The sequence below is a fragment of the Shinella sp. BE166 genome (genome assembly GCF_051201095.1).
Classification (GTDB): domain Bacteria; phylum Pseudomonadota; class Alphaproteobacteria; order Rhizobiales; family Rhizobiaceae; genus Shinella; species Shinella lacus.
The window spans coordinates 133,400-153,556 of the sequence record NZ_JBPEHL010000011.1 but is presented as its reverse complement, the minus strand read 5'-3'; the positions used below and the strand labels follow the sequence as shown (position 1 = coordinate 153,556).

At 65.3% G+C, this 20,157-nt stretch carries 22 protein-coding genes; 7 read left to right on the top strand and 15 right to left on the bottom strand.

Annotated elements, in window-relative coordinates; translation table 11 throughout:
• Positions 1–27: 27 nt before the first annotated feature.
• From J2Y63_RS24075 to argE, 3 genes are all read left to right on the top strand, one after another.
• The gene (locus J2Y63_RS24075) at positions 28–450 is read left to right on the top strand and encodes a RidA family protein (RefSeq protein ID WP_319316115.1); all 423 of its coding nucleotides are present in this window, start codon (positions 28–30) and stop codon (positions 448–450) included.
• Positions 451–460: 10 nt separating this feature from the next.
• Positions 461–1,138, top strand: a complete 678-nt coding sequence (locus J2Y63_RS24070; protein WP_435268153.1) for a DUF1028 domain-containing protein — start codon at positions 461–463, stop codon at positions 1,136–1,138.
• A 383-nt stretch (positions 1,139–1,521) separates the two neighbouring features.
• Complete coding sequence (gene argE, locus J2Y63_RS24065) at positions 1,522–2,685, top strand: acetylornithine deacetylase (protein ID WP_435268152.1); 1,164 nt, start codon at positions 1,522–1,524, stop codon at positions 2,683–2,685.
• Positions 2,686–2,738: 53 nt separating this feature from the next.
• Here argE and J2Y63_RS24060 read toward each other — a convergent pair whose 3' ends face one another.
• From J2Y63_RS24060 to J2Y63_RS24010, 11 genes are all read right to left on the bottom strand, one after another.
• Positions 2,739–3,032 carry an I78 family peptidase inhibitor gene (locus tag J2Y63_RS24060; RefSeq protein WP_435268151.1) on the bottom strand — a complete coding sequence of 98 codons (294 nt, stop codon included), beginning with the start codon at positions 3,030–3,032 and terminating at the stop codon, positions 2,739–2,741.
• A 61-nt stretch (positions 3,033–3,093) separates the two neighbouring features.
• Complete coding sequence (locus tag J2Y63_RS24055) at positions 3,094–3,849, bottom strand: SDR family NAD(P)-dependent oxidoreductase (RefSeq protein ID WP_435268150.1); 756 nt, start codon at positions 3,847–3,849, stop codon at positions 3,094–3,096.
• A 16-nt stretch (positions 3,850–3,865) separates the two neighbouring features.
• The gene (locus tag J2Y63_RS24050; RefSeq protein ID WP_435268149.1) at positions 3,866–4,618 is read right to left on the bottom strand and encodes an SDR family NAD(P)-dependent oxidoreductase; all 753 of its coding nucleotides are present in this window, start codon (positions 4,616–4,618) and stop codon (positions 3,866–3,868) included.
• An 8-nt stretch (positions 4,619–4,626) separates the two neighbouring features.
• Positions 4,627–5,661, bottom strand: coding sequence for a proline racemase family protein (locus J2Y63_RS24045; protein ID WP_435268148.1), 1,035 nt, complete (start codon positions 5,659–5,661; stop codon positions 4,627–4,629).
• An 11-nt stretch (positions 5,662–5,672) separates the two neighbouring features.
• A complete protein-coding gene (locus tag J2Y63_RS24040) occupies positions 5,673–7,148 on the bottom strand; it encodes an aldehyde dehydrogenase family protein (RefSeq protein WP_435268147.1) in 1,476 nt (491 codons plus the stop codon).
• Between the two features lie 11 nt (positions 7,149–7,159).
• Complete coding sequence (locus J2Y63_RS24035; protein ID WP_435268146.1) at positions 7,160–8,398, bottom strand: NAD(P)/FAD-dependent oxidoreductase; 1,239 nt, start codon at positions 8,396–8,398, stop codon at positions 7,160–7,162.
• Between the two features lie 128 nt (positions 8,399–8,526).
• Positions 8,527–9,402 (bottom strand): dihydrodipicolinate synthase family protein, encoded by an 876-nt coding sequence (locus tag J2Y63_RS24030; RefSeq protein ID WP_435268145.1) that lies wholly within the window; start codon positions 9,400–9,402, stop codon positions 8,527–8,529.
• 10 nt (positions 9,403–9,412) lie between these two features.
• Positions 9,413–10,078 (bottom strand): amino acid ABC transporter permease, encoded by a 666-nt coding sequence (locus tag J2Y63_RS24025; RefSeq protein WP_435268144.1) that lies wholly within the window; start codon positions 10,076–10,078, stop codon positions 9,413–9,415.
• Positions 10,079–10,087: 9 nt separating this feature from the next.
• Positions 10,088–10,750 (bottom strand): amino acid ABC transporter permease, encoded by a 663-nt coding sequence (locus tag J2Y63_RS24020; protein ID WP_435268143.1) that lies wholly within the window; start codon positions 10,748–10,750, stop codon positions 10,088–10,090.
• A 9-nt stretch (positions 10,751–10,759) separates the two neighbouring features.
• On the bottom strand, positions 10,760–11,536 hold the full coding sequence (locus J2Y63_RS24015) for an amino acid ABC transporter ATP-binding protein (RefSeq protein ID WP_435268142.1): 777 nt from the start codon (positions 11,534–11,536) through the stop codon (positions 10,760–10,762).
• Between the two features lie 229 nt (positions 11,537–11,765).
• Positions 11,766–12,599, bottom strand: a complete 834-nt coding sequence (locus J2Y63_RS24010) for a substrate-binding periplasmic protein (RefSeq protein ID WP_435268141.1) — start codon at positions 12,597–12,599, stop codon at positions 11,766–11,768.
• A 200-nt stretch (positions 12,600–12,799) separates the two neighbouring features.
• Between J2Y63_RS24010 and J2Y63_RS24005 the strand changes: the two genes are divergently transcribed.
• Genes J2Y63_RS24005 through J2Y63_RS23995 form a run of 3 tightly spaced genes read left to right on the top strand, consistent with a single transcriptional unit; the run spans position 12,800 to position 14,851 of the window.
• Positions 12,800–13,519 carry a GntR family transcriptional regulator gene (locus J2Y63_RS24005; RefSeq protein WP_327508993.1) on the top strand — a complete coding sequence of 240 codons (720 nt, stop codon included), beginning with the start codon at positions 12,800–12,802 and terminating at the stop codon, positions 13,517–13,519.
• Positions 13,520–13,522: 3 nt separating this feature from the next.
• A complete protein-coding gene (locus tag J2Y63_RS24000) occupies positions 13,523–14,305 on the top strand; it encodes a pyrroline-5-carboxylate reductase (protein WP_435268140.1) in 783 nt (260 codons plus the stop codon).
• 33 nt (positions 14,306–14,338) lie between these two features.
• Positions 14,339–14,851, top strand: a complete 513-nt coding sequence (locus J2Y63_RS23995; RefSeq protein WP_435268139.1) for a TonB-dependent receptor plug domain-containing protein — start codon at positions 14,339–14,341, stop codon at positions 14,849–14,851.
• Here the strand turns inward: J2Y63_RS23995 and J2Y63_RS23990 are convergent.
• The 4 genes from J2Y63_RS23990 to J2Y63_RS23975 all read right to left on the bottom strand — a co-directional run bounded on the left by J2Y63_RS23990 (position 14,823) and on the right by J2Y63_RS23975 (position 19,089).
• Positions 14,823–15,821, bottom strand: a complete 999-nt coding sequence (locus J2Y63_RS23990; RefSeq protein WP_435268138.1) for an acyltransferase family protein — start codon at positions 15,819–15,821, stop codon at positions 14,823–14,825. The two genes, J2Y63_RS23995 and J2Y63_RS23990, sit on opposite strands and share 29 nt — an antisense overlap.
• Positions 15,818–17,080 (bottom strand): O-antigen ligase family protein, encoded by a 1,263-nt coding sequence (locus J2Y63_RS23985; RefSeq protein ID WP_435268137.1) that lies wholly within the window; start codon positions 17,078–17,080, stop codon positions 15,818–15,820. The genes J2Y63_RS23990 and J2Y63_RS23985 overlap by 4 nt, the downstream gene beginning before the upstream one ends.
• Before the next feature lie 7 nt (positions 17,081–17,087).
• On the bottom strand, positions 17,088–18,305 hold the full coding sequence (locus J2Y63_RS23980) for a polysaccharide biosynthesis/export family protein (protein WP_435268223.1): 1,218 nt from the start codon (positions 18,303–18,305) through the stop codon (positions 17,088–17,090).
• Between the two features lie 103 nt (positions 18,306–18,408).
• Positions 18,409–19,089 carry a sugar transferase gene (locus tag J2Y63_RS23975; RefSeq protein ID WP_435268136.1) on the bottom strand — a complete coding sequence of 227 codons (681 nt, stop codon included), beginning with the start codon at positions 19,087–19,089 and terminating at the stop codon, positions 18,409–18,411.
• A 711-nt stretch (positions 19,090–19,800) separates the two neighbouring features.
• Between J2Y63_RS23975 and J2Y63_RS23970 the strand changes: the two genes are divergently transcribed.
• Positions 19,801–20,112, top strand: coding sequence for an exopolysaccharide production repressor protein (locus tag J2Y63_RS23970; protein ID WP_435268135.1), 312 nt, complete (start codon positions 19,801–19,803; stop codon positions 20,110–20,112).
• The last annotated feature ends 45 nt before the right edge of the window (positions 20,113–20,157 follow it).

Genomic DNA, 20,157 nt, shown 5'->3' with positions numbered 1-20,157 from the left:
CATTCATACCACTCAAAGGAGACATCCATGCCCGTGCACACCCGCATCCGCCCGTTCAACACCAAGGAAACCTATCCGGAGCAGAAGCTGAACAACGATCTCTGCCAGGCGGTGGTGGCGAAGGGGGCGACGGTTTTCGTGCGCGGGCAGATCGCGCAGGATCTCGATACGCGTGAAAGCCTGCATATCGGCGATGCCGGCGCGCAGGCGCGCAAGGCGATGGAAAACATCAAAATGCTGCTGGAAGAGGCGGGCTCCGACCTCAGCCATATCTGCCGCGTCGTCGTCTATCTCATCGATATCCGTTACCGCGAGGCCGTCTATACCGAGATGGGCAAATATCTCCAGGGCGTCTTCCCGGTCTCGACCGGCCTCGTCGTCTCCGCACTCGCCCGGCCGGAATGGCTGGTCGAGATCGAAGCGACCGCCGTCATTCCCGACGAAGGCTGAGGAGGGCGCCATGACCTTTTCCGTCTCCGGCCGCTGCACTGAAACCGGCATGTTCGGCATCGCCGTCTCCTCCTCCTCGCCAAGCGTCGCGGCGCGCTGCGCCCATGTACGCGCCGGCGTCGGCGCCGTCTCGACCCAAAACGTCACCGACCCGCGCCTCGGCCCCAAGGGGCTCGACCTGATGGCCGGCGGGCTCTCTGCCGAAGCCGCGCTGGAACGCCTGATCGCCGAGGCCCCGCACATCGAATACCGCCAATTGGCGCTGGTCGACGCGCAGGGCGGCACCGCCGCCTATTCCGGCGCGAAGACGCTCGGCACCCACGCCACCGCAAGGGGTAACGGCGTGATTGCCGCCGGCAACATGCTGACGACCACCGACATCCCGCAAAAAATGGTCGAGGCCTTCGAGGCCACGAAGGGCCAACATCTCGGCGACCGCCTGATCGCCGCCATGCGCGCCGCCATCGCCGCTGGTGGCGAAGAGGGGCCGGTGCACTCGATGGGCCTCGTCATGGTCGACAAGGTGTCATGGAACGTCGCGGACCTGCGCGTCGATTGGACGGAAGGCGACCCGATCGAGGAATGCGCGGCGCTGTGGGAACGCTGGCGCAACGAGATGGACGCTTATGTCACGCGTGCGCTGAACCCGAGCGGGGCGCCGAGTTATGGGGTGCCGGGGGATTTGTGATCGGCTGAAACGCCTTGTTCCGATATGGGTATAGGCAGACCGGCGCGACAACCTCCCACTGATCTCCCCCCTTGTGGGGAGATGTCGGCGAAGCCGACAGAGGGGGGTGGCGACGGTTCGGCAAAATCAGCGTCCGAGGATTCGGATGCGTCGCAGCACCCCCCTCTGCCCTGCCGGGCATCTCCCCCTCAAGGGGGGAGATCGGCAAGATGGAAGGACACTGCTCAACTGCAACGTTGAAGATTGGCGAAACGTTGCTCCATCCAATCTCCCCCCTTGAGGGGGAGATGCCCGGCAGGGCAGAGGGGGGTGCTGCCTCGATACGTCGCGAAACGCCGTAGGTTGATCGCCCTGCTATTCTATCTCCACGAACGGACGGCCATATGATCCCACCCACCCCGGAAATCCTCGCCCGCCTCGTCGCCGAGCCAACCATCTCGCGCACCTCCAACCTCGCGCTGCTGGACTACGTCGAAACCCTGCTCGCCCCCGCCGGCGCGCGCATCGAGCGGTTTGCCCACCCGGATGGCACCCGCGCCAATCTCTGGGCGACCATCGGACCGGAGGGGCCGGGGGGCGTGGTGCTTTCGGGGCATACGGATGTCGTGCCGGTCGAAGGGCAGGATTGGAGCGGCGATCCGTTCACGCTGGTCGAGCGAGACGGCCGGTTCTATGGCCGTGGCACGGCGGATATGAAGGGGTTTGTCGCTGCGGCGCTGCGGGCTGCCCTCATTGCCGCCGAGCGGCCACTGAAGACACCGCTGCATCTTGCGCTGTCCTATGACGAGGAAATCGGCTGCATCGGCGTGCGCGGCCTGATCGAGGCTCTTTCGGCGCGGCCGGAGCGGCCGGCGCTCTGCATCGTCGGCGAGCCGACCGGCATGCGCATCGCCACCGGCCACAAGGGCAAGCTGGCGCTAAGGGCCTGCTGCCATGGACAGGAGGGCCATTCGGCGCTCGCCCCCAATGCGCTGAACGCGCTGCATCTCGGTGCCGCCTTCGTCACCGCCCTGCAAGCGCGGCAGGAGGAGTTGGCGTTCAAGGGCGCGCGCGATGCCGATTACGACATCCCCTATTCCACCATCCATGCCGGCATGATGCGCGGCGGCACGGCACTCAACATCGTGCCGAACCGCTGCGAGATCGACTTCGAGATCCGTAACATCGCCGAGGACGACCCGTTGAAGATCCTCGAAGGCATCACGGCCGACGCCGAAACCATCGCGGCCCCCTATCGCAACCGCTTTCCCATGGCCTGCATCGAGATCGAGCAGGTTTCCGGCTATCCGGGCCTCGCCACCCCCTCCGACGCCGCGGTCGTGCGCCTGCTGAGCCGCATCCTCGATCACGACGACCCGACGCTGAAGGTCGCCTTCGGCACGGAGGGCGGGCTGTTTCACGAGACGCTCGGCATCTCCACCGCCGTCTGCGGCCCCGGTTTCATGGACCAGGGCCACAAGCCCGACGAATTCGTCAGCGCCGAGCAGCTCGCGCGCTGCGATGCCATGCTCGCCCGGCTGGTGGATATGCTGGAGGCTGGCCTCTAGGTTTTTGCCGCATTGTCCGACGCCGAAGCGATGCCGCTTCGGCTGGAAATGCTCTAGCCACACATCGCGCGAATAATCTTGCCGGTGGCCTCATCGGTCTCGATGGTGACGCGCTCCTGGCGGAAATCCATCGTCACCGGATCGCCCGGCTTGATCTGGCGCACGATCGTCGCGCCGGTCAGTTGTTTGGCCTCGTCGTCGGAAATCCTGTCCTTGCCGACGAGGGCGGCGACGGTCTCGGTCTTGCAGAGGCCGGGCTCCGCGGCAACGGCCTCGGGCTCCTTCTGGCAGCCGGCAAGGGCGAGAATGGCTACCGCCAGTACGGCGAGAGTGCGAACGGGGATCAAAGGCGCCTCCTTCTGTTCAAAGAGGCGCCAACAACCAGCCGATTGCGGCAACAGCGGGGCGTTACGCCACCGCCTGCGCCCCGGTGATCTCGACCAGCGAGCCGCAGATGAAGGCCGCCTCGTCGGAGGCGAGGAAGGCGACGAGGGCGGCGACCTCCTCCGGCTTGCCGATGCGGCCGAAGGGCACGAGCTTGTCGAGATCGGAGATGGTGCGGCCCGAACGCTTGACGCCCGCCTCCAGCATCGGCGTGTGGATTTCGCCGGGGCAGACGGCGTTGACGCGCACCTTGTCCGGCGCGTAGTCGCGGGCGAGGTTCTGCGTGAAGGCGGCCACCGCAGCCTTGGTCGTGTTGTAGGCGATGTGGTTTGGCGCCGGATAGAGGCCCCATTGCGAGGCGGTGTTGACGATGGCGCCACTGCCGGCCGAAATCATATGCGGCAGCACGGCGCGGCAGAGATGGAACATCGAATCGAGGTTGACGGCGAAGCTCACGGCCCAGTCCTCGTCCGAAAGGGAGAGGAGATTGCCGCGCCGGTTGATGCCGGCATTGTTGACCAGCACGTCGATGCGGCCTGCAAGCTCCAGCGCCTGTTCGACGAGGCCGAAGCAGGCGTCCTTTTGCGCGATGTCGGCAGCGATCGCCACCGCCTTGCCGCCGGCGGCCTCGATCTCGCCTGCCACCGTGGCTGCCGCCTCGCGGTTGACATCTGTCACCACCACCAGCGCGCCCTCCTCCGCCAGCCGCCTCGCGATGGCCGAGCCGATGCCGCCGCCGGCACCCGTGACGATGGCGACCTTGTTGTCGAAACGCTTCATGAACAATCCTCCAAGATTACCGGATATAGCTGCCGCCGTTGACATCGAGCGTCGCGCCGTTGAGCGAGGCCTGCGAGGGGCGCAGCACGAAGGCGACGAGCTCGGCCACCTCCTGCGGCGAGGCCATCTCGCCGATCGGGATATCGGCCACCGCCGCCTGCTTGCCATGGGTGGCGATGAAGTCCTCCGCCATGTCGGTGCGCACCCAGCCCGGCGCGATCGCCACGGCCGTCACGCCATCGGCGCCAAAACTGCGGGCGATGGATTTCGTGAGGTTGGTGAGCGCCGCCTTGCTGGCGCCATAGGGCATGGCATCCGCCGCATAACCGCGCTGCCCGGCCCGGCTCGCCATGTTGACGATGCGCCCGCCGCCCGCCGCCTTGAAATGCCGGATCGCCTCCTTGCAGAGATCGGCGGCGGCGAAGAGATTGACCTGGAACTCCCGCTGCCACGCCGCCTTCCAGTCCTCGGGCGAGGCCTCGATGGAGATTTCCGTGCGGATGCCGGCATTGTTGACGAGGCCGTGGATGCGGCCCGCCGCCGCGACGGCCTTCGCCCACAGCTCGAACGGACCAGCCGCGGCGGAAAGATCGGCCTGCACGACAAACCCGTTGCCGCCGATCTGCGCCAGCAGGCTTTCGGCTCCGGCCTTGTCCCGCCCGTAATGGATGATCGGCCGCGCACCTTCCGCCGCGAGGCGTTTGACGATGGCGGCGCCGATGCCGCCGGAGGCGCCGGTGACGAGGATGGTCTGTCCGTGCAGGTCCATGAAAACTCCTATTTCAACAGGCCGACCTGCGGCCCCCATGTATCGGACAGTGCAAAACCGGTGGCGAAGGGATCGTCCGCGTCGAGACGCAGCTGCGAGCGGCCATAGACATAACCGCGCCCGGTGATGCGCGGCAGCACGGCGCGGCGCCCGCCGATCTCGGTCTCGCCGATCGCCTCGGCACGGAACTCGCCGCCGATGATGGAGCGCGAGATGCGCGCATCGCCGACCGACACCTCGCCACGAGCAAAAAGAGTGGCGAGATTGGCGGAGCTTCCGGTGCCGCAGGGCGAGCGATCGACCCGGCCCGGCTGGAGCGTCGTGCAGGTGCGCACCGCGCCGTCCGGCTCCCGGTCGCGGAACATGACATAGGCGATCTCGTCCACACCGGGCAGCGTGGGGTGCTGCACCTTCACCCGCTCGGCCAGCAGCTGCTTGAGTTCGATACCGGCTTCGGCGAGCGCTCGGGCGTTTTCCGGGGCGATGGTCAGGCCGATCTGGCCGACATCGACCAGCGCATAATAGACGCCGCCGAAGGCGATATCGACCTTGATACGGCCCCAGGCCGGCGTGTCGATTTCGTGGTCCAGCAGTTCGGCGAAACTCGGCACATTGTCGAGGCTGACCGAGAGGCAGCGCCCGTTTTCGCACCGCGCCCGCGCCACGATCAGCCCGGCGGGCGTGTCGAGCCGCACCAGGGTCTCCGGCTCCTGCATCGTGACCCGGCCGCTTTCCAGAAGCGCTGTGACGACGCAGATGCAATTGCTGCCGGACATCGGATGCGCCCGGTCCGCCTGCAACACGATGAAACCGGCATCCGCATCCGGCCGCGTCGGTGCGGTGATCAGGTTGACCGACATGGCGACATTGGCGCGCGGCTCGAAGGTGACGAAGCGGCGCAGGCTGTCGTCCACCATGTTGATGTGGTTCATCTTGTCGAGCATGGTCGCGCCGGGAATGTCCGGCGCGCCGCCGACGAGTACATGGCCGAGTTCGCCCTGGCAATGCACGAGCAGCAGGTCGAGGGATTTTTCGAAATGCATGGCGCCGGCTCCTATTTGATGTACCAGCCCCAGGGGTCTTCGCTGACGTAGCGGGTGATCTGCTTGACCTCCAGATAGTTGTCGAGGCCCCAGCGGCCGAGCTCGCGGCCGATGCCGGATTCCTTGTAGCCGCCCCAGGGCGCTTCGGTGAAAGTCGGCTGCGAGCAGTTGATCCAGACGATGCCGGCGCGAAACGCCTTTGCGACACGCTCGGCCCGCGCATCGTCCTTTGACATGACGGCGGCGGCGAGGCCGAAGCGGCTGTCATTGGCAAGCGCGATCGCCTCCTCTTCCGTCTCGAAGGGGCGCAGGCAGACGACCGGGCCGAAGATTTCCTCCACCCAGGCGGCGCTGTCGAGCGGCACGTCGGTGAGGATCGTGGGGCGGAGGTAATAGCCCTTGTCGAATCCCTCCGGCCGTGTGCCGCCGCAGGCCACTGTTGCGCCCGCAGCCTGAGCGGCCGCGATGGCGGCGACGACCTGTTCTTGCTGCTTTCTGGAGACAAGCGGGCCGAGCAGCACGCCTTCGTCGAGGCCGTTGCCGATGGTGATCCTGTTCGTCTCTTCGATCAACCGGGCGAGCAGCTTTTCATAGATGCCCGCCTGCACCAGCACGCGCGAGGTCGCCGAGCAGACCTGGCCCTGGTTCCAGAAGATGCCGAACAAGATCCATTCGACGGCCTTGTCGATCTCGGCATCGTCGAAGACCACGAAGGGCGACTTGCCGCCGAGTTCCAGGCTGACGCGCTTGATGTCGCGCGCGGCGGCCGCCATGATCTTCGAGCCGACCGGGCCGGAGCCGGTGAAGGCGAGCTTGTCCACGCCTTTGTGATCGATGATCGCCTGTCCGGCGACGGAGCCCGCGCCGGTGACCACGTTCAGCACGCCCGGCGGCACGCCCGCCGCGTCGGCAATCGCGGCGAGTTCCAGCGCGGTGAGCGAGGTGACTTCGGCGGGTTTCAGCACCACGGTGCAGCCGGCGGCAAGTGCGGGGGCTACCTTCCACGAGGCCATCAGCAGCGGGTAGTTCCACGGAATGATGGCGCCGGCGACGCCGATCGGCTCCTTGACCGCCTTGGAGGTGAAGCGGTCGTCGGAAAGCGCGATCGTTTCTTCCGGATTGCTGTCGAGCTGTTCGGCGAGGCCGGCATAGAAGTCGAAGCAGCCGGCGGCATCGGCGATGTCCCAGTCGGCTTCCGGGAAGGGCTTGCCGTTGTCGAGCACTTCGAGGCGGGCGATTTCGGCCTGCCGGGCGCGGATGCCGTTTGCGATGGCGCGCAGGTATTTTGCGCGTTCGGTGCCCGTCTTCTGCGGCCAGCCGTCCGTGTCGAAGGCGCGGCGGGCGGCCTTTACGGCGGCATCGACATCCTCGGCCGTGGCGGCGGCGATGTGGTGGATCACCTCTTCCGTCGCCGGGTTGATGACCTCGAAGGTTTCGCCGTTGGAGGAGGGTTTCCACGAGCCGTCAATATAGAGTTCGCTGCGCATGAAAAGTCCTTTCAGAAACGGTCGATGCGATAGGGCTTGAGATCGACGGGCGGGGTGGCGCCCGTCAGGAGATCGGCGATCAGGCGGGCGGTCGTGGCGGCATAGGTGAGGCCGAGATGGCCGTGGCCGGTGGCGTAGACGACATTCTTGCGCGTCGCCGAGGGGCCGATGACGGGCACGGTATCCGGAAGCGCCGGGCGGTGGCCCATCCATTCGCTCGTCTGCTCGGCCTTCAGATCCGGCAAGGCCTCCTTCGCCCGTTTCACCAGCACTTTGGCGCGGCGGTAGTCCGGGGGCGCATCGAGGCCGGCCATCTCCACCGTGCCGCCGACGCGGATGCCGCCGGCCGTCGGCGTCACCATGAAGGCGCGGGCGGGCCAGATGATGGAATGGCGCATGGAAATGCCGGGCGCCATGATCTGCGTGTGGTAGCCGCGCTCGGTTTCGAGCGGGATCGGCTCGCCGAGCAGTTTCGACAGCCGTCCCGTAAAGGCGCCGGCCGCCAGCACCACGCGGTCCGTCGTCAGCCGGCGGCCATCGGCAAGCCGCAGCGCCGAGACGCGGCCCTCGCCCTCCGCGAAGCCGGCGACCTCGCCGGTCTCGATGACGCCGCCGAGCGCCAAGAATTTTTCCGCAAGCGCCGTCACCAGCTTGTACGGGTCGGCCACCGAGCGGTTGTCGGGGAAGAGCACGGCCTTGGCGATCGTCGTCGTCAGGGCCGGTTCGAGATCGCGGATGGCATTGCGCCCGAGAATCTCGTGGCGGAAGCCGAAACGTTCGAGGATTTCGATGTGATCGCGGTCGGCGCGAAATTCCGCCTCGTCGGCATAGAGGCTGAGGCAGCCCTCGGCGCTCAGCGTGGGCGTCAGGCCGGTTTCCGCCAGAAGGGCGCCGAAGTCTTCAAGGGCACGGGCGCAGAGGGCTGCTCCGGCCGCCTCCAGCTCGCGCAGTTTCGAGGGGCGGCTGGCGGCGAGGAAGCGCAGGAACCACGGCACGAGTTTCGGCATATAGGCGGGGCGGATGCGCACCGGGCCTTCGGGATCGAGCAGCCATTTCGGCATCTGCGCCCAGACACCGGGGCGTGAGGCGGGCATGAATTCGGTGACCGCGATGCTTGCCATATTGCCGTAGGAGGCGCCCCGGCCCGGCGCGTCGCGGTCGACCAGCGTCACGGTAAACCCGCGACGCTGGAGGGCATAGGCGATGGTCGTGCCGATGATGCCGGCGCCGACGACGGCGATGGATGACACGGGGTTTTCTCCTGCGCTCGGTCTCGTCAGAGCATTTCCGGTGAACCCCGGTTCACCGGAAATGCTCTAGGTTTTGTTTTTGCCGCATTGTCCGACGCCGAAGCGGTGCCGCTTCGGCTGGAAATGCTCTAGTTGAGGATCGGCGCGATGGCGGCGCGGAAGTCGGCCTTTTCCTGCGCGGTCAGTTCGCCGAGCGGCGCACGGCAGGTGCCGACGGGCGTGCCCTGGAGCTCGCAGCCATATTTGATCTTCTGCACGAACTTGCCGCTCTCCAGGATGTTCATGGCGCGGTAGAGCACCGTCATCTTGTCGCGCGCGGCGGCGAGATCGCCGGAGCGGAAGGTGCGGTCGAGATCGACGCAGGCCTCGGCCATGCAGTTTGCCGGGCCGCAGATCCAGCAATCGGCGCCCCAGAACATGAAGTCGAGCGCGATATCGTCCGAGCCGGAGATGAGGTCGATGCGGCCCTTGTAGCGCGCGTGGATATCGACGGCGCGTTGCAGCACGCCGGAACTTTCCTTGATGGCGATGACGCGCGGATCGTCCGCCAGGGCATCCATCAGCTCGAAGCCGATCTCGATGCCGTCCTTCGGCGGGTAGTTGTACATCACCAGATTGACGTCGGCGGCATCCAGCACCGCGCGGTAATGGGCGAGAAGCTCGTCCTGCGTCGGGCGGGTATAGAAGGGGGTGGCGAGCAGCACGGTGTCGTAGCCGATTTCTTTTGCGCGCAACGTGTTTTCGATCACCTCGCGGGTGGCGGGCGCATTGGTGCCGGCGATCAGCGCCTCGCCTTCCTTGGCGAAGTCCTTGACGAATTTCAGCACGTCCTCGCGCTCTTCGGTCGACATGGAGAAATATTCGCCGGTCGAGCCCAGCGGCACCCAGCCGGTGACGCCGGCGGCGCGAAGGTTGGCGAGGTGTTTTTCGAAGGCCTTGAAGTCGACCCGGTTGTTGGCGTCGAAGGGGGTGACGAGGGCGGGCATGACGCCGGACAGTTTCATGGTCTTTCTCCTAGATGGCGAGTTTCTTGAGGATACGGCCTTCGACGATCGTGACGGCGCGCGTCAGCGGGAAGGCGATGGCGAAATAGATGAGCGCGACGATGGTCAGCACCTCGACGGGGCGGGCCGTGTTGTTGGAAATGTTCTGGCCGACGAACATCAGGTCGGCCATGCCGACGGCCGAGACGAGCGCGCTTTCCTTGAACAGGCTGACGCAGTTGGACAGCAGCGTCGGAACGGCGCGCAGCACCGCCTGCGGCAGGACGACGTTGAGGATCTGCGCCCGACGCGGCAGGCCGAGCGCGACGCAGGCGTCGAGCTGTTCGCGGCCGATGGATTTCAGCGAGGCGCGAAAGGTCTCGCTTGTGATGGCGCCCATATAGAGCGTCAGCGCGATGACGCCGGAGGCGAGGTTGGAAAGCTCGACGCCGAGGATCAGCGGCAGGCAGAAGAAGATCCAGAAGAGCTGGATCAGCACCGGCGTGCCGCGGAAGAATTCCACATAGACGCTGGCAATGGCGCGCAGGATGACGCTCGGCGCGGTGCGGGCGAGACCGACGAAAAAGCCGAGCGTGCAGCCGAGCACCATGCAGATCAGCGTCAGCTTGACCGTCGTCCAGAGCCCCAGCGCCAGCGCTTCCTGGAAGCGCAGCAGGACGGAGAAATCGAGCGCCATGGGTCTCTCCTAGCTCGTCAGGATCTGACGGCGGCGTTCGAGCCAGCCGACGACCTGGGTGACGGGAAACGACACGGCGAAATAGATGAGCGCCGCGATGGTGAAGGTCTCGATCGGCCTATACGTCTCCGTCGCCAGCGTCTTCGCCTGGTACATGAGGTCCTGCACGGCGACGATGGCGACGAGCGCGCTCTGCTGGAAGATGACGATGCCGTTGGTGAGCAACACCGGAATGGAGGCGCGCAGCGCATTGGGCAGCACGATATGGACCACGCGCTGGAAGGGATTGAGGCCGAGCGCGATGCCGGCGTCGAGCTGCTCGCGCGGCACGGCCTGGATGGAGGCGCGGTAGGCCTCCGCGTTAAAGGCCATGAGGTTCAGGCCGAGTGCCAGGATGCCCATCGTCATCGAGCCGAGGAAGACGTTGAACAGCATGGGCACGCAGTAGAAGAACCAGACGATCTGCACGATCGCCGGCGTGCAGCGGAAGAACTCGACGAAGAGCGTCGCCGGCCAGCGGATGACGGCGATACGGCTCATCAGGAGCAGGGCCAGCGGGAAGCCGAGGATCACGCCGATGAGATTGGCCGCGATCGTCAGCTCCAGCGTGACGACCAGGCCCTCGATGAGCGGCCCAAGCGAGACGGCGTTGAAATCGAACGTATAGTTCACAGCCCGCCCCTATTGTTTGATGTGGAAGACGCGGTCGATGAATTCGCGCGTGCGCTCCTCGCGCGGCGCCGACAGAACCTGCTCGGGCGGCCCGTCTTCAACCACCACGCCGCCGGCGCAAAAAATGACGCGCGAGGCGATGTTCTTGGCAAACCACATGTCGTGGGTGACGATCATCATCGGCATGTCCTGCCGGGCGAGCTGGAGGATCACCTGCTCGACTTCCGCCACCAGTTCCGGATCGAGCGCCGAAGTGACCTCGTCGAACAGCATCAGCTTCGGATCGAGCATCAGCGCGCGAGCGATGGCGACGCGCTGCTTCTGGCCGCCGGAAAGCTGGGCAGGGAAAGCGTTTGCCTTGGCCGCGAGGCCGAAGCGCTCCAGCAGGGCGAGTGCGCGCTGCGTGGCGCTCGCCTTCTTCTCGCCGCGCACCTTGCAGGGGGCGAGCACGAGGTTCTGGATGACGCTCAGATGCGGGAAGAGCGTGTAGTGCTGGAAGACCATGCCGATCGAGCGGCGCACTTCCGTGTCGATGAGCGTCTTCGCCTCGGCACTGGCGGACGAAATATAGGGCTTGCCGCCGAAGGTGATGGCGCCGCTGTCGATGGTTTCGAGGCCCATCATGACGCGCAAAAGCGTCGACTTGCCGCCGCCGGAGGGGCCGATGACGACGACGCGCTCGCCAGGCTTCATCTCGATATCGAGACCCTTCAGCACCTGGATATGCGGGCCGAAACTCTTGTGCAGCGACTGGATGGAAACGAGCGGAGCGGATGCGGACGTCATGACATGCCTCCCTGATGGGGCTTCCTGTGAACGGGAGGGAAAAGCACGCGGCCACCCCCCTCTGCCCTGCCGGGCATCTCCCCCTCAAGGGGGGAGATCGAATCGTGGTGCCGCCCTGCCCCATCGCGAAGGGTGCTTTTCGAGCCGGGTCCTCGCCCCTTGCCAATCTCCCCCCTTGAGGGGGAGATGCCCGGCAGGGCAGAGGGGGTCGAAACGGGCGGAGGCCGTTTTACTGCGCAGCCTTCAGCACGTCGTCGACGGCCTTCTTGATCAGCGCGTCGACATGGCCGGTGGCGACCCGTTCTTCGAGGAAGATGTTGACCACCTCGACATCCGAGGCCGAGAGCTGGTGCGGCAGGCCGAAGGCGACGCCCTGTTTGGCGAGCGCCGGCGTCGGGTTCAGCGCGACGGCCCAATCGGGGTTCGACTGGGTGAAGAGCTGGTTGGTGTCGGAGGCGTCGACCAGGATGTCGGCGCGGCGCGAGACGACGGCAAGGCGCGTCTCGTCATTGCCGGGCAGGCGCAGGATCGTGGCATTCTTGACGGCGGCGGAGATCGCCTTGTCCTGTGCCGTGCCGGACATGACGGCGAGCGTGACGTCGGCCTTGTCGATATCGGCGACCGAGACGGCGCTGGCCGGGATCTTCGGGTTCTCCTTGTTGTAGGCAAGCGAGATCTGGTACTCCATCGCGGGAATGGAGAACTGCACGGCCATGGCGCGCGCCGCCGTCCGGTTCAGCGCCAGCGACACGTCCCATTTGCCGGCCTGCAGGCCCGCGACGATATTGTCCCAGGTCGTGTCGACGAATTCCGGCTTCACCTTCAGCACCTCGGCGAATTCCCGGCACAGATCGGCGAAGAAGCCGGAATATTCGCCGCTTGCCGGATCGCGCATCACATAGGGCGGTGCGACGGCCGCGCCGCAGCGCAGCGTGCCGTTCTTCTGCACGGTCTGCCAATATCCTTCGGCGGTCTGAGCCGAGGCGGTGGTGGCCGAAAGGCCTGCCATAAGGGCGAGCGCCGCCGTCGCCCGCAGTGCGGACGTCATCCAGTTCGAAAGCATGTGCGTTCCTCTTTTTTGAGCGCTTGGAAAGCGCGGTTCCACCCGTCGGCTTTGGCCGTTTTTCGGTCTTTTTCTGTCGGCTCCGTGTCGACTGGAAAATTTATGTCGTCTGCGTGTCGACAAAGTCAAGCGGAAATTTTACGATTGCTGTGCCGTCGGTTTTCTGGCCCAATGGCCACGGAATACGGAAAGGGACGTAAGTGTCTGACGAAATTGAAATGAAACGGGTGCGCGGCACCGGCTGGAAAAACGTCTACGACACGCTGCGCACGGAGATCCTCGCGCTGGCCCTGCCGCCGGGCCAATTGCTCGACGAGACGACGCTGGCCGAGCGGTTCGACATGTCGCGCTCCCCCGTGCGCGAGGCGCTGATCCGGCTGGCCGGCGAGGACCTGGTGGTGACGCTGTCGAACCGCAGCACCATCGTCGCGCCGATCGAGGTGGCGAGCTTTCCGAAATATGTCGAGGCCCTCGACGTCGCCCAGCGCATGAACACGCGCCTGGCCGCGGCACTGAGGACCGATGCGGACCTGAAGATCATCGCCAAGCGCCAGAAGGAATTCGAGGCGGCGGTGAAGACCGGCCAGCACCTGAAGATGTCGGAGGCCAACAAGCAGTTCCACATGGCCGTCGCCTATGCCGGCAAGAACGCCTATCTCGCCGCCTTCTACGAGCGGCTGCTCAACCAGGGCCAGCGCATGCTGCACCTTCATTTCGAATATCTGGAGCGCACCGGCGACGGTTATCTCCTCACCGACGAGCACGACGCCATGCTGGAGGCGATCCGGGCGAAGAATGTCGAGCTTGCCGACGAGCTGGCGCATGCCCATACGCGGCAGTTCCAGGATAATTTCATCGCGTTCCTGCGCGAAAACTACACGACCGACGTGTCCTTCGGACCCCTCGCTGCAGCGGAATAAAAGATGTCCCTCCCCCAGAAAATCGGTTTCATCGGCACCGGCGCCATCACCGACGCCATGGTGCGCGGCCTGCTCGCAAAACCCGCCGCCGTGCCGCATGTCATGGTCTCCATGCGCAGCGCCGACATTTCAGCGGCGCTTGCCGCGGATTTCCCGGCCGTGCTCGTTGCCGGCGACAACCAGGCGATCGTCGACGGCTGCGACACGGTCGTGCTGGCGATCCGGCCGCAGATCGCCGAAGAGGTCATCCGCCCGCTGCGCTTTCGCGATGGGCAGGGCGTGATCAGCGTCGTGGCGGCGACGGGGCGGCCTGCCCTCCTCGACTGGATCGGCGCGGATGTGCGCCTCATCCAGGCGGTCCCGCTGCCCTTTGTCGCGCGGCGCAAGGGCGTCACCGCGGTCTATCCGCCGGACCCGACGACCGCCGCACTCTTCAACGTGCTCGGCAATGCCGTCGAATGCGACACCAAGGAGGAATATGACCTGCTGGCCGCCGCAAGCGCCCTGATGGCCACCTATTTCGGCCTGATGCAGCGCACGACCGACTGGCTTGCGGCAAAGGGCCTGCCGGAGGAGAAGGGCCGCGCCTATCTCGCCCCCCTCTTCGCCGAACTTGGCCAGACCGCGGTTGCGGCTGGTGACGGCACGGCCTTCATCGACCTCAGCCACGAGTTCGCCACCAAGGGCGGCCTCAACGAGCAGGTGTTCCGCCATTTCGACGAGGGCGGCGGCTCGCAGGCGCTGGCCGAGGCGCTCGACCGCGTCTATGCGCGCATTTCGGGATAAAGTTTTCCTACTCGCGCGGGCTTTGTTGCCGATTTGCAGCAGGGGGCTGGAGATTTAGGCGATGGCGGCTGGGCGGTCTTCCCCCAGCCCGAGCCCTATAATTTCGAGCGGCTGGAAATCCTGAAAGGCCCGGCTTCCGTGCTCTACGGCGCCAATTCGCCGGGCGGGCTGGTGAATGTCGTCAGCAAGCGGCCGACCGAGGAGGCGCGCGGCGAGGTCGTTCTGGAGGTCGGCGGCCATGACAGAATCCAGGAGCAGATCGACATTCCCGGTCCGCTCGATGCCGACGGCACGCTGCTCTACCGGCTGGAGGGCGTCAACCGCAACGCCGACACGCAGGTCGACTTCCAGCCCGACGACCACCGCTTCCTCGCGCCGAGCCTGACCTGGAAGCCGGACGAGGACACGTCGCTGACGCTGCTCGGGTATATTCCCCTCAACGTGTCCAACCTCTTCGACAAGCGCCATTACAGCTATGTCGACAATGCCTTCACCACCGATGCGCCCGGCCGCGAGATCAGCGCCCGGCTTGGCTATAAGTGGTGATCTTCGGTGCCCTGCCGGCTTTGCCGGCCGGGCGCTCGATCAGGATATAGCCGCACAGGCCGACCAGCGTGCCGACGGCGATCGACGTGACGAAGACGAGCGGCGGGGGAAGGCCGAGCATGGCCCCCGCCTTGGCCGCGACGGAAATCGCGAACGTGTGCCAGAGATAGATCGAATAGGAGGCGTCGCCGAGCAGCGCAGGGAGCCTGAAACGGGCGATTCGCCCGTGTTTTTCCAGCGCGACGGTGCCGTAGACGAGGGCTATGGCGAGCGGGCCGCAGGTCCATTCGTCGAAGGGCAAGCGTAAAATGCCAATCGCGGCGAAGCCCGCCAGTGCCGTGCCGATGAGGGCAATTGACATGGGCCGGTTCGGCACCCGGCCGGCGAGTGAGAGCCGGCCGATCAGCATGCCGGAGACGAATTCCAGGATGATCGGGCGGGTGTAGGTGAGGAAGAGCGGATTGTCGCTCTCGATTGCGAAGCCAACCGCGACGAGGGATAGGAAGACCGTCGCCATCACCGGCAGCCGCAGGCGCGCTGGCAAAAAGAGGCAGGCGGCGAAGACGGCGTAGAAGAACATTTCGTAGTTGAGCGTCCAGCCCTGCACGAGCACCGGCCAGATCTCGCCGCTGCTCGGCGAGCGCCACGGCACGAAGAACAGCGAGGCGGCGACATGCTGCGCCGTCAGCAGCAGGTTGGGAAAGAGGCCGGCCAGTGCGCCCGCCACCATGACGGCGGTTGCCAGCCAGTAGACGGGCACGATGCGGCGGATGCGGTCTGCCAGGAACCGGCCGGGCGAGACCGGGCGGCGCGCGACGATGACCCACATGATGAAGCCGCTGATGACGAAGAACACGTCGACGCCGGCCGCACCGATGGCGAAGGCATAACCGCTGCGCTCGGCGGCGTGGAAGACGACGACCGCGAGCGCGGCAAACGCCCTCAGATACTGGATGCCGTAGAGCGTCATGCGGGCACGGCTTCATGGCGGCGCAACCCCGCGGGATGGCGGGCGAGGTTGCGGCGCGTATCGGCCAGCTTGCCGGCGGCGAAATAGAGCAGGAACGAGCCGACGTGATAGGGGTTCAGGATATCGATCTCCACGAAGGTGCGCACCGCCAGAAGGGCCGCGACGGTGAAGAGCACCAGCGCCTCCAGGTCGTGCGCGGTCGAAAGCAGCCGGCGCAGGTGCCCGGCCATGGTGACGAGGAGCACCATGGTCAGCAGCAGGCAGCCGATCAGCCCCGTCTCGACGGTGGCGGCGATGAAGGTGTTGTGGAAGTGGAAGCCGCTGCGGGTGCCGATGAAGAAGGCATCCCACAGCCGTTCGGCTTCCGCGAAACCCTGCACCCAGAAGGCCTGGTAGCCGAGGCCCACGGCGGGCGCCTGGTGTGCTGCCTCGATGCCCTGCTGCCAGAGATAGGTGCGGCCGGTGAGCGTCGCATCCTTGCCGAAGGCGCCGAGCACCATCTCGTAGCCGCCGCCATAGGCGCCGGCGACCAGCACCAGCACGGCGGTGACGGCGAGCACCATGAACAGCGTCTTGCGCTGTTTCGGCGCCAGCATTTCCAGCGCGCGCAGCGCCAGGCACAGGCCGGCAATGGCGACGGTGGTGAGCACCGAGGTCGCCGATTGCGAGGCCTTCAGGCAATAGAGCGCGATCAGCACCGAGCCGCCGGCCCCGAGCTTCCAGATGCCGCGTTCCGCCCCGAGGAAGAGGGCGGCGAAGGCGAAGAGCACGGCGAGCGAGGCATAGAAGCCGAGCTGGTTCTTGGACGCGAAGGCGCCGACGAAACTGTAGGTGCCGTCGAGCGGATCGAGATGGTAGACGCCGAAGGCCAGCGAGAAGAGCAGCACCAGCCCGGTGCCGATCAACCCGCCGCGCACCAGCATCTTCGTATCGACGACGCGCATGGCGATGAGCGCGCAGACGACATGCGAGAGATATTGCAGCCCGGCCCGCGCGCTGACCCCGGGTGCCTGCGACCAGAAGACCGACAGGCAGGCGAAGATCGCGAAGGCGAAGATCCAGCCGTAGCGCGTGTAATTGCCGAGCACGCGCCGGTAATCGACGGCGACGAGCGGCAGCCACAGCGCATAATAGGCGAGGATCGACACCTGCCCGAAGCGGAACGAATAGGCGAAGACGAAGAACGACAAGGCGACGGCGGTCGCGGCATAGGCCTCGTTGCCGATGGGTCCGATCAGGCGTGCCCTGGCGATCTTCACGCGGGCCTCACTGCGTGCCGAGGTTCATCTCCACCTTGACGATATCGCCCGGCAGGACCGGCGTCGTCTCGGTGGCGCGGATGAGCTCGGCCTTGCCTTCGACCGTGCGCAGGATCGAGTAGCCGATATTATCGGCCGAAAGACCGCCCTTCAGCGCCGCCGCATCGGCGGACTGCATCAGCGCCTCCGACATCAGGTCGCGGCTCGTGCCGAGCTTCAGCGTCAGCGTGTCGAGCTCCTGCTCGGTGTTCTGCAGCTCCTGCGCCAGCTGGGCGTCCCAGTCGTTCTGCAGGTTGGTCTCGTCCTGGGTCGCCTTGTTGATGTCCTGCTTGGCCTTTAGCGACGATGTGTCGATGTCGAGCAGGGCGGCTTGCAGGTCGGCGGTGCGCTGTTCGAGCGCCAGCCGCCTTGAGCTGATGGCAAGGCCCTTTTCGGCGAGCGAATCGACCTTGTCGAGATCGCCCTGCACCAGTTCGAGCTGGCGTGTCTGGGTTTCCGCTTTCTTGCCGAGCGAGGTGATCTCGCTGTCGAGCAGCGCCTTGAGGTCGGCAAGTGCCGTCAATTGCAGCCGGAGCCGCTTTTCGCGCGAGGTCATCAGCGCGGTCTCGCTCGCCATGATGGCGCGCGCCTCATCCGCCTTGCCGAGTTCCTTCGGCATCTCGATGTCCTTGGCGCCGCTCATCTCGGCGACGATGCGGGCGCGGCGGATCAGGAGGCGGTTGCGCTCGGCGAGGTAGACGGCGGCATCGCCTTCCGAGCGCAGGAAATCGCGGGCGAAGCGCTGCCCGGCCTCCGCGCGGCGAAGCCCGCCGCCGAAGCTGACGGCCTTCAGCACCGTGAGGCCCGGCGCAAAGGGATAGGCGCCCGGCGTCTGCACCTCGCCGGCCAGATAGACCGGCCGGTATTCGGCAATCTCCACGGAAGCGGAGGGGCGATCGCGCAGGCCAAACAGGATCTGCATCTTCTTGCCGATCTCCTCGGCAAGTTCGCCGGAGGTGCGGCCATCGGCCGGAAGCTGGCCGATGAAGGGCAGCGAGACGGAGCCGTCGGCGCCGACGCTGTAGTCGCCGCTGACGGCGCTCCAGTCGCGGATGGCGCCCTCGGCCGTCTGCCATTCCGCGACGCGGATGCGCAGCTTGTCCATCACGCCCAGCCGGTATTCCGCGGCGAAGGCCGGCCCTCCCGCCAGCGTCAGAGCGAGGCAGAACGGGGCGAACAACCGCATGGGCAAGGCAATCGCGGCCACCCGGGCCGCGTTCGAAATTCTCTTCATGGGAATCCCTCTCTCTGGCCGCCCGCCACCTCGTGGATCGCGGGCGTGCCTAGGATCAGTAGCTGCCCCGTGAAAGGCAGACGGCCGGGATGGTGCGGGCAACGATGACCAGGTCGCTGACCAGCGACCAGTTGCGCACATAATGGGTGTCGAAGGCGACGCGGCTCTCGTAGGAGACGTCGTTGCGCCCGCTGACCTGCCAGAGGCCCGTCAGGCCCGGGCGCGTCTGGAGATAGTAGACGGCGGAAGCCTCGTAGAGCTCCAGCTCGTCCTCGACCACCGGGCGCGGTCCCACGATGCTCATCTCACCCCGGAGGATGTTGAAGAGCTGGGGCAGTTCGTCGAGGCTCAGCTTGCGCAGCACGGTGCCCACCACGGTAACGCGGGGATCGTGTTGCAGCTTGCGCGTCGTGCGCCATTCCTCATAGGCCGCCGGATTCTGCTCAAGGTACTGGTGCAGAAGGGCATCGCCGTTTTCCGCCATGGTGCGGAATTTCAGGCACCGGAAGGTCGTGCCGTTATAGCCGATGCGGCGGTGGCCATAGAAGATGCTGCCGCCGCCATCCGAATATTTCACGAGCGCCATGATCAGCACGAAGATCGGGCTGAGCACGACAAGGGCGGCCAGCGCCACCAGAATGTCAAAGCTCCTTTTCGATATTCCCCCTACCGGTGGAGCACCGGTCGTTACAGAACTAAAAAACGGCGAGATGGCCGATCGACTCGCGGACTTCATAGAGGTCGCTCCATTGGCTTGCGATTAGGTCGGGTCCTTCGGACGCGTTCTGACATCCAATGCGGAGTGTATGGTCACAGTTTGTTTTTTGAAGCGTGAAGAATCGACCAAAAAACAGGCAATGCGTATATCAGAAGATTTGAATGTCCTAATCTTAAGTTCTTTTGGAGAAAAGGCGAGTGGCCGGCGCTTCTATAGCGATAGCAAAACGCAAATGTTTCAGCCGAAATACGCCGGATAACACTTTGTATCACTTCTTCTGACGACGGGCGCCCGGCGTGGTTACAGGGATTTTCGGTGTTTCTATGTAATCAGTCCGTCTATGCGGGGCCATATACCTCCGACGGGCGTAAATTTTTGCACTGCAATATTATTTTGCAGCGCACATTTTTTCGTGAAGCGTTGCTGATATTGTAACAAAAGTTGATCGGGAGCCCCCCAACGCGCAACCCATCGGGTGCGACCCTCATCGACAAACTCGCGTCATCGGCGTAACCGCAGGTTTTTGAGGCAGAAAGCATGGCTGAATCTGGGCAGGAAGATGGCGGCGATTCTGCCTGAGGCCTCTTCCGGCGCCTTAACGGAAGCACAAGACAAATGAACGAGGATCGGAACCGGTCCCGCATTCGACTGGTTAATACCAATGATTGCACGGACCAAAATGGCACCCTATAGTCCGACGGAGCCTCAGAGGAGAAGGCGGACCCACCGATGAAACGCGCGCCCGAAACCAAATCGCGGGATAGCCTGGCCTATGCGCCACGCTTCTTCCTCAGCATGCTTCTTGCGCTCGTCGCCTTTGCGGTCGTGACCTATTTCGCCACCGGCTCCTTCGCCACGACCGCCATCCAGACGCTGGTCTGTGCGGTGCTCATCCAGGTCGGCTATTTCCTCACCATGCTCTACCTCGTCCGGCAGGAAGCCAAGGCCCGCAAGAGCGAGCTCGACGGCAAGCAGGAGCTCGACAAGGCGAAGCCGAAAGTGCCCGTGACGATGAACGAGCCCGGCCACTCGAAATTCTGATCGCGCGCGCCGCTTTTGCGCAAAGCCGTTTTTGTGCCCTTTTCG

Excerpts from the sequence above, each read along its gene's own strand:
- J2Y63_RS24075 (WP_319316115.1), top strand. The coding sequence starts at position 28 with ATGCCCGTGCACACCCGCATCCGCCCGTTCAACACCAAGGAAACCTAT.
- J2Y63_RS24070 (WP_435268153.1), top strand. The coding sequence starts at position 461 with ATGACCTTTTCCGTCTCCGGCCGCTGCACTGAAACCGGCATGTTCGGC.
- argE (WP_435268152.1), top strand. The coding sequence starts at position 1,522 with ATGATCCCACCCACCCCGGAAATCCTCGCCCGCCTCGTCGCCGAGCCA.
- J2Y63_RS24055 (WP_435268150.1), bottom strand. The coding sequence starts at position 3,849 with ATGAAGCGTTTCGACAACAAGGTCGCCATCGTCACGGGTGCCGGCGGC.
- J2Y63_RS24050 (WP_435268149.1), bottom strand. The coding sequence starts at position 4,618 with ATGGACCTGCACGGACAGACCATCCTCGTCACCGGCGCCTCCGGCGGC.
- J2Y63_RS24045 (WP_435268148.1), bottom strand. The coding sequence starts at position 5,661 with ATGCATTTCGAAAAATCCCTCGACCTGCTGCTCGTGCATTGCCAGGGC.
- J2Y63_RS24040 (WP_435268147.1), bottom strand. The coding sequence starts at position 7,148 with ATGCGCAGCGAACTCTATATTGACGGCTCGTGGAAACCCTCCTCCAAC.
- J2Y63_RS24030 (WP_435268145.1), bottom strand. The coding sequence starts at position 9,402 with ATGAAACTGTCCGGCGTCATGCCCGCCCTCGTCACCCCCTTCGACGCC.
- J2Y63_RS24025 (WP_435268144.1), bottom strand. The coding sequence starts at position 10,078 with ATGGCGCTCGATTTCTCCGTCCTGCTGCGCTTCCAGGAAGCGCTGGCG.
- J2Y63_RS24015 (WP_435268142.1), bottom strand. The coding sequence starts at position 11,536 with ATGACGTCCGCATCCGCTCCGCTCGTTTCCATCCAGTCGCTGCACAAG.
- J2Y63_RS24010 (WP_435268141.1), bottom strand. The coding sequence starts at position 12,599 with ATGCTTTCGAACTGGATGACGTCCGCACTGCGGGCGACGGCGGCGCTC.
- J2Y63_RS24000 (WP_435268140.1), top strand. The coding sequence starts at position 13,523 with ATGTCCCTCCCCCAGAAAATCGGTTTCATCGGCACCGGCGCCATCACC.
- J2Y63_RS23990 (WP_435268138.1), bottom strand. The coding sequence starts at position 15,821 with ATGACGCTCTACGGCATCCAGTATCTGAGGGCGTTTGCCGCGCTCGCG.
- J2Y63_RS23980 (WP_435268223.1), bottom strand. The coding sequence starts at position 18,305 with ATGCGGTTGTTCGCCCCGTTCTGCCTCGCTCTGACGCTGGCGGGAGGG.
- J2Y63_RS23975 (WP_435268136.1), bottom strand. The coding sequence starts at position 19,089 with ATGAAGTCCGCGAGTCGATCGGCCATCTCGCCGTTTTTTAGTTCTGTA.
- J2Y63_RS23970 (WP_435268135.1), top strand. The coding sequence starts at position 19,801 with ATGAAACGCGCGCCCGAAACCAAATCGCGGGATAGCCTGGCCTATGCG.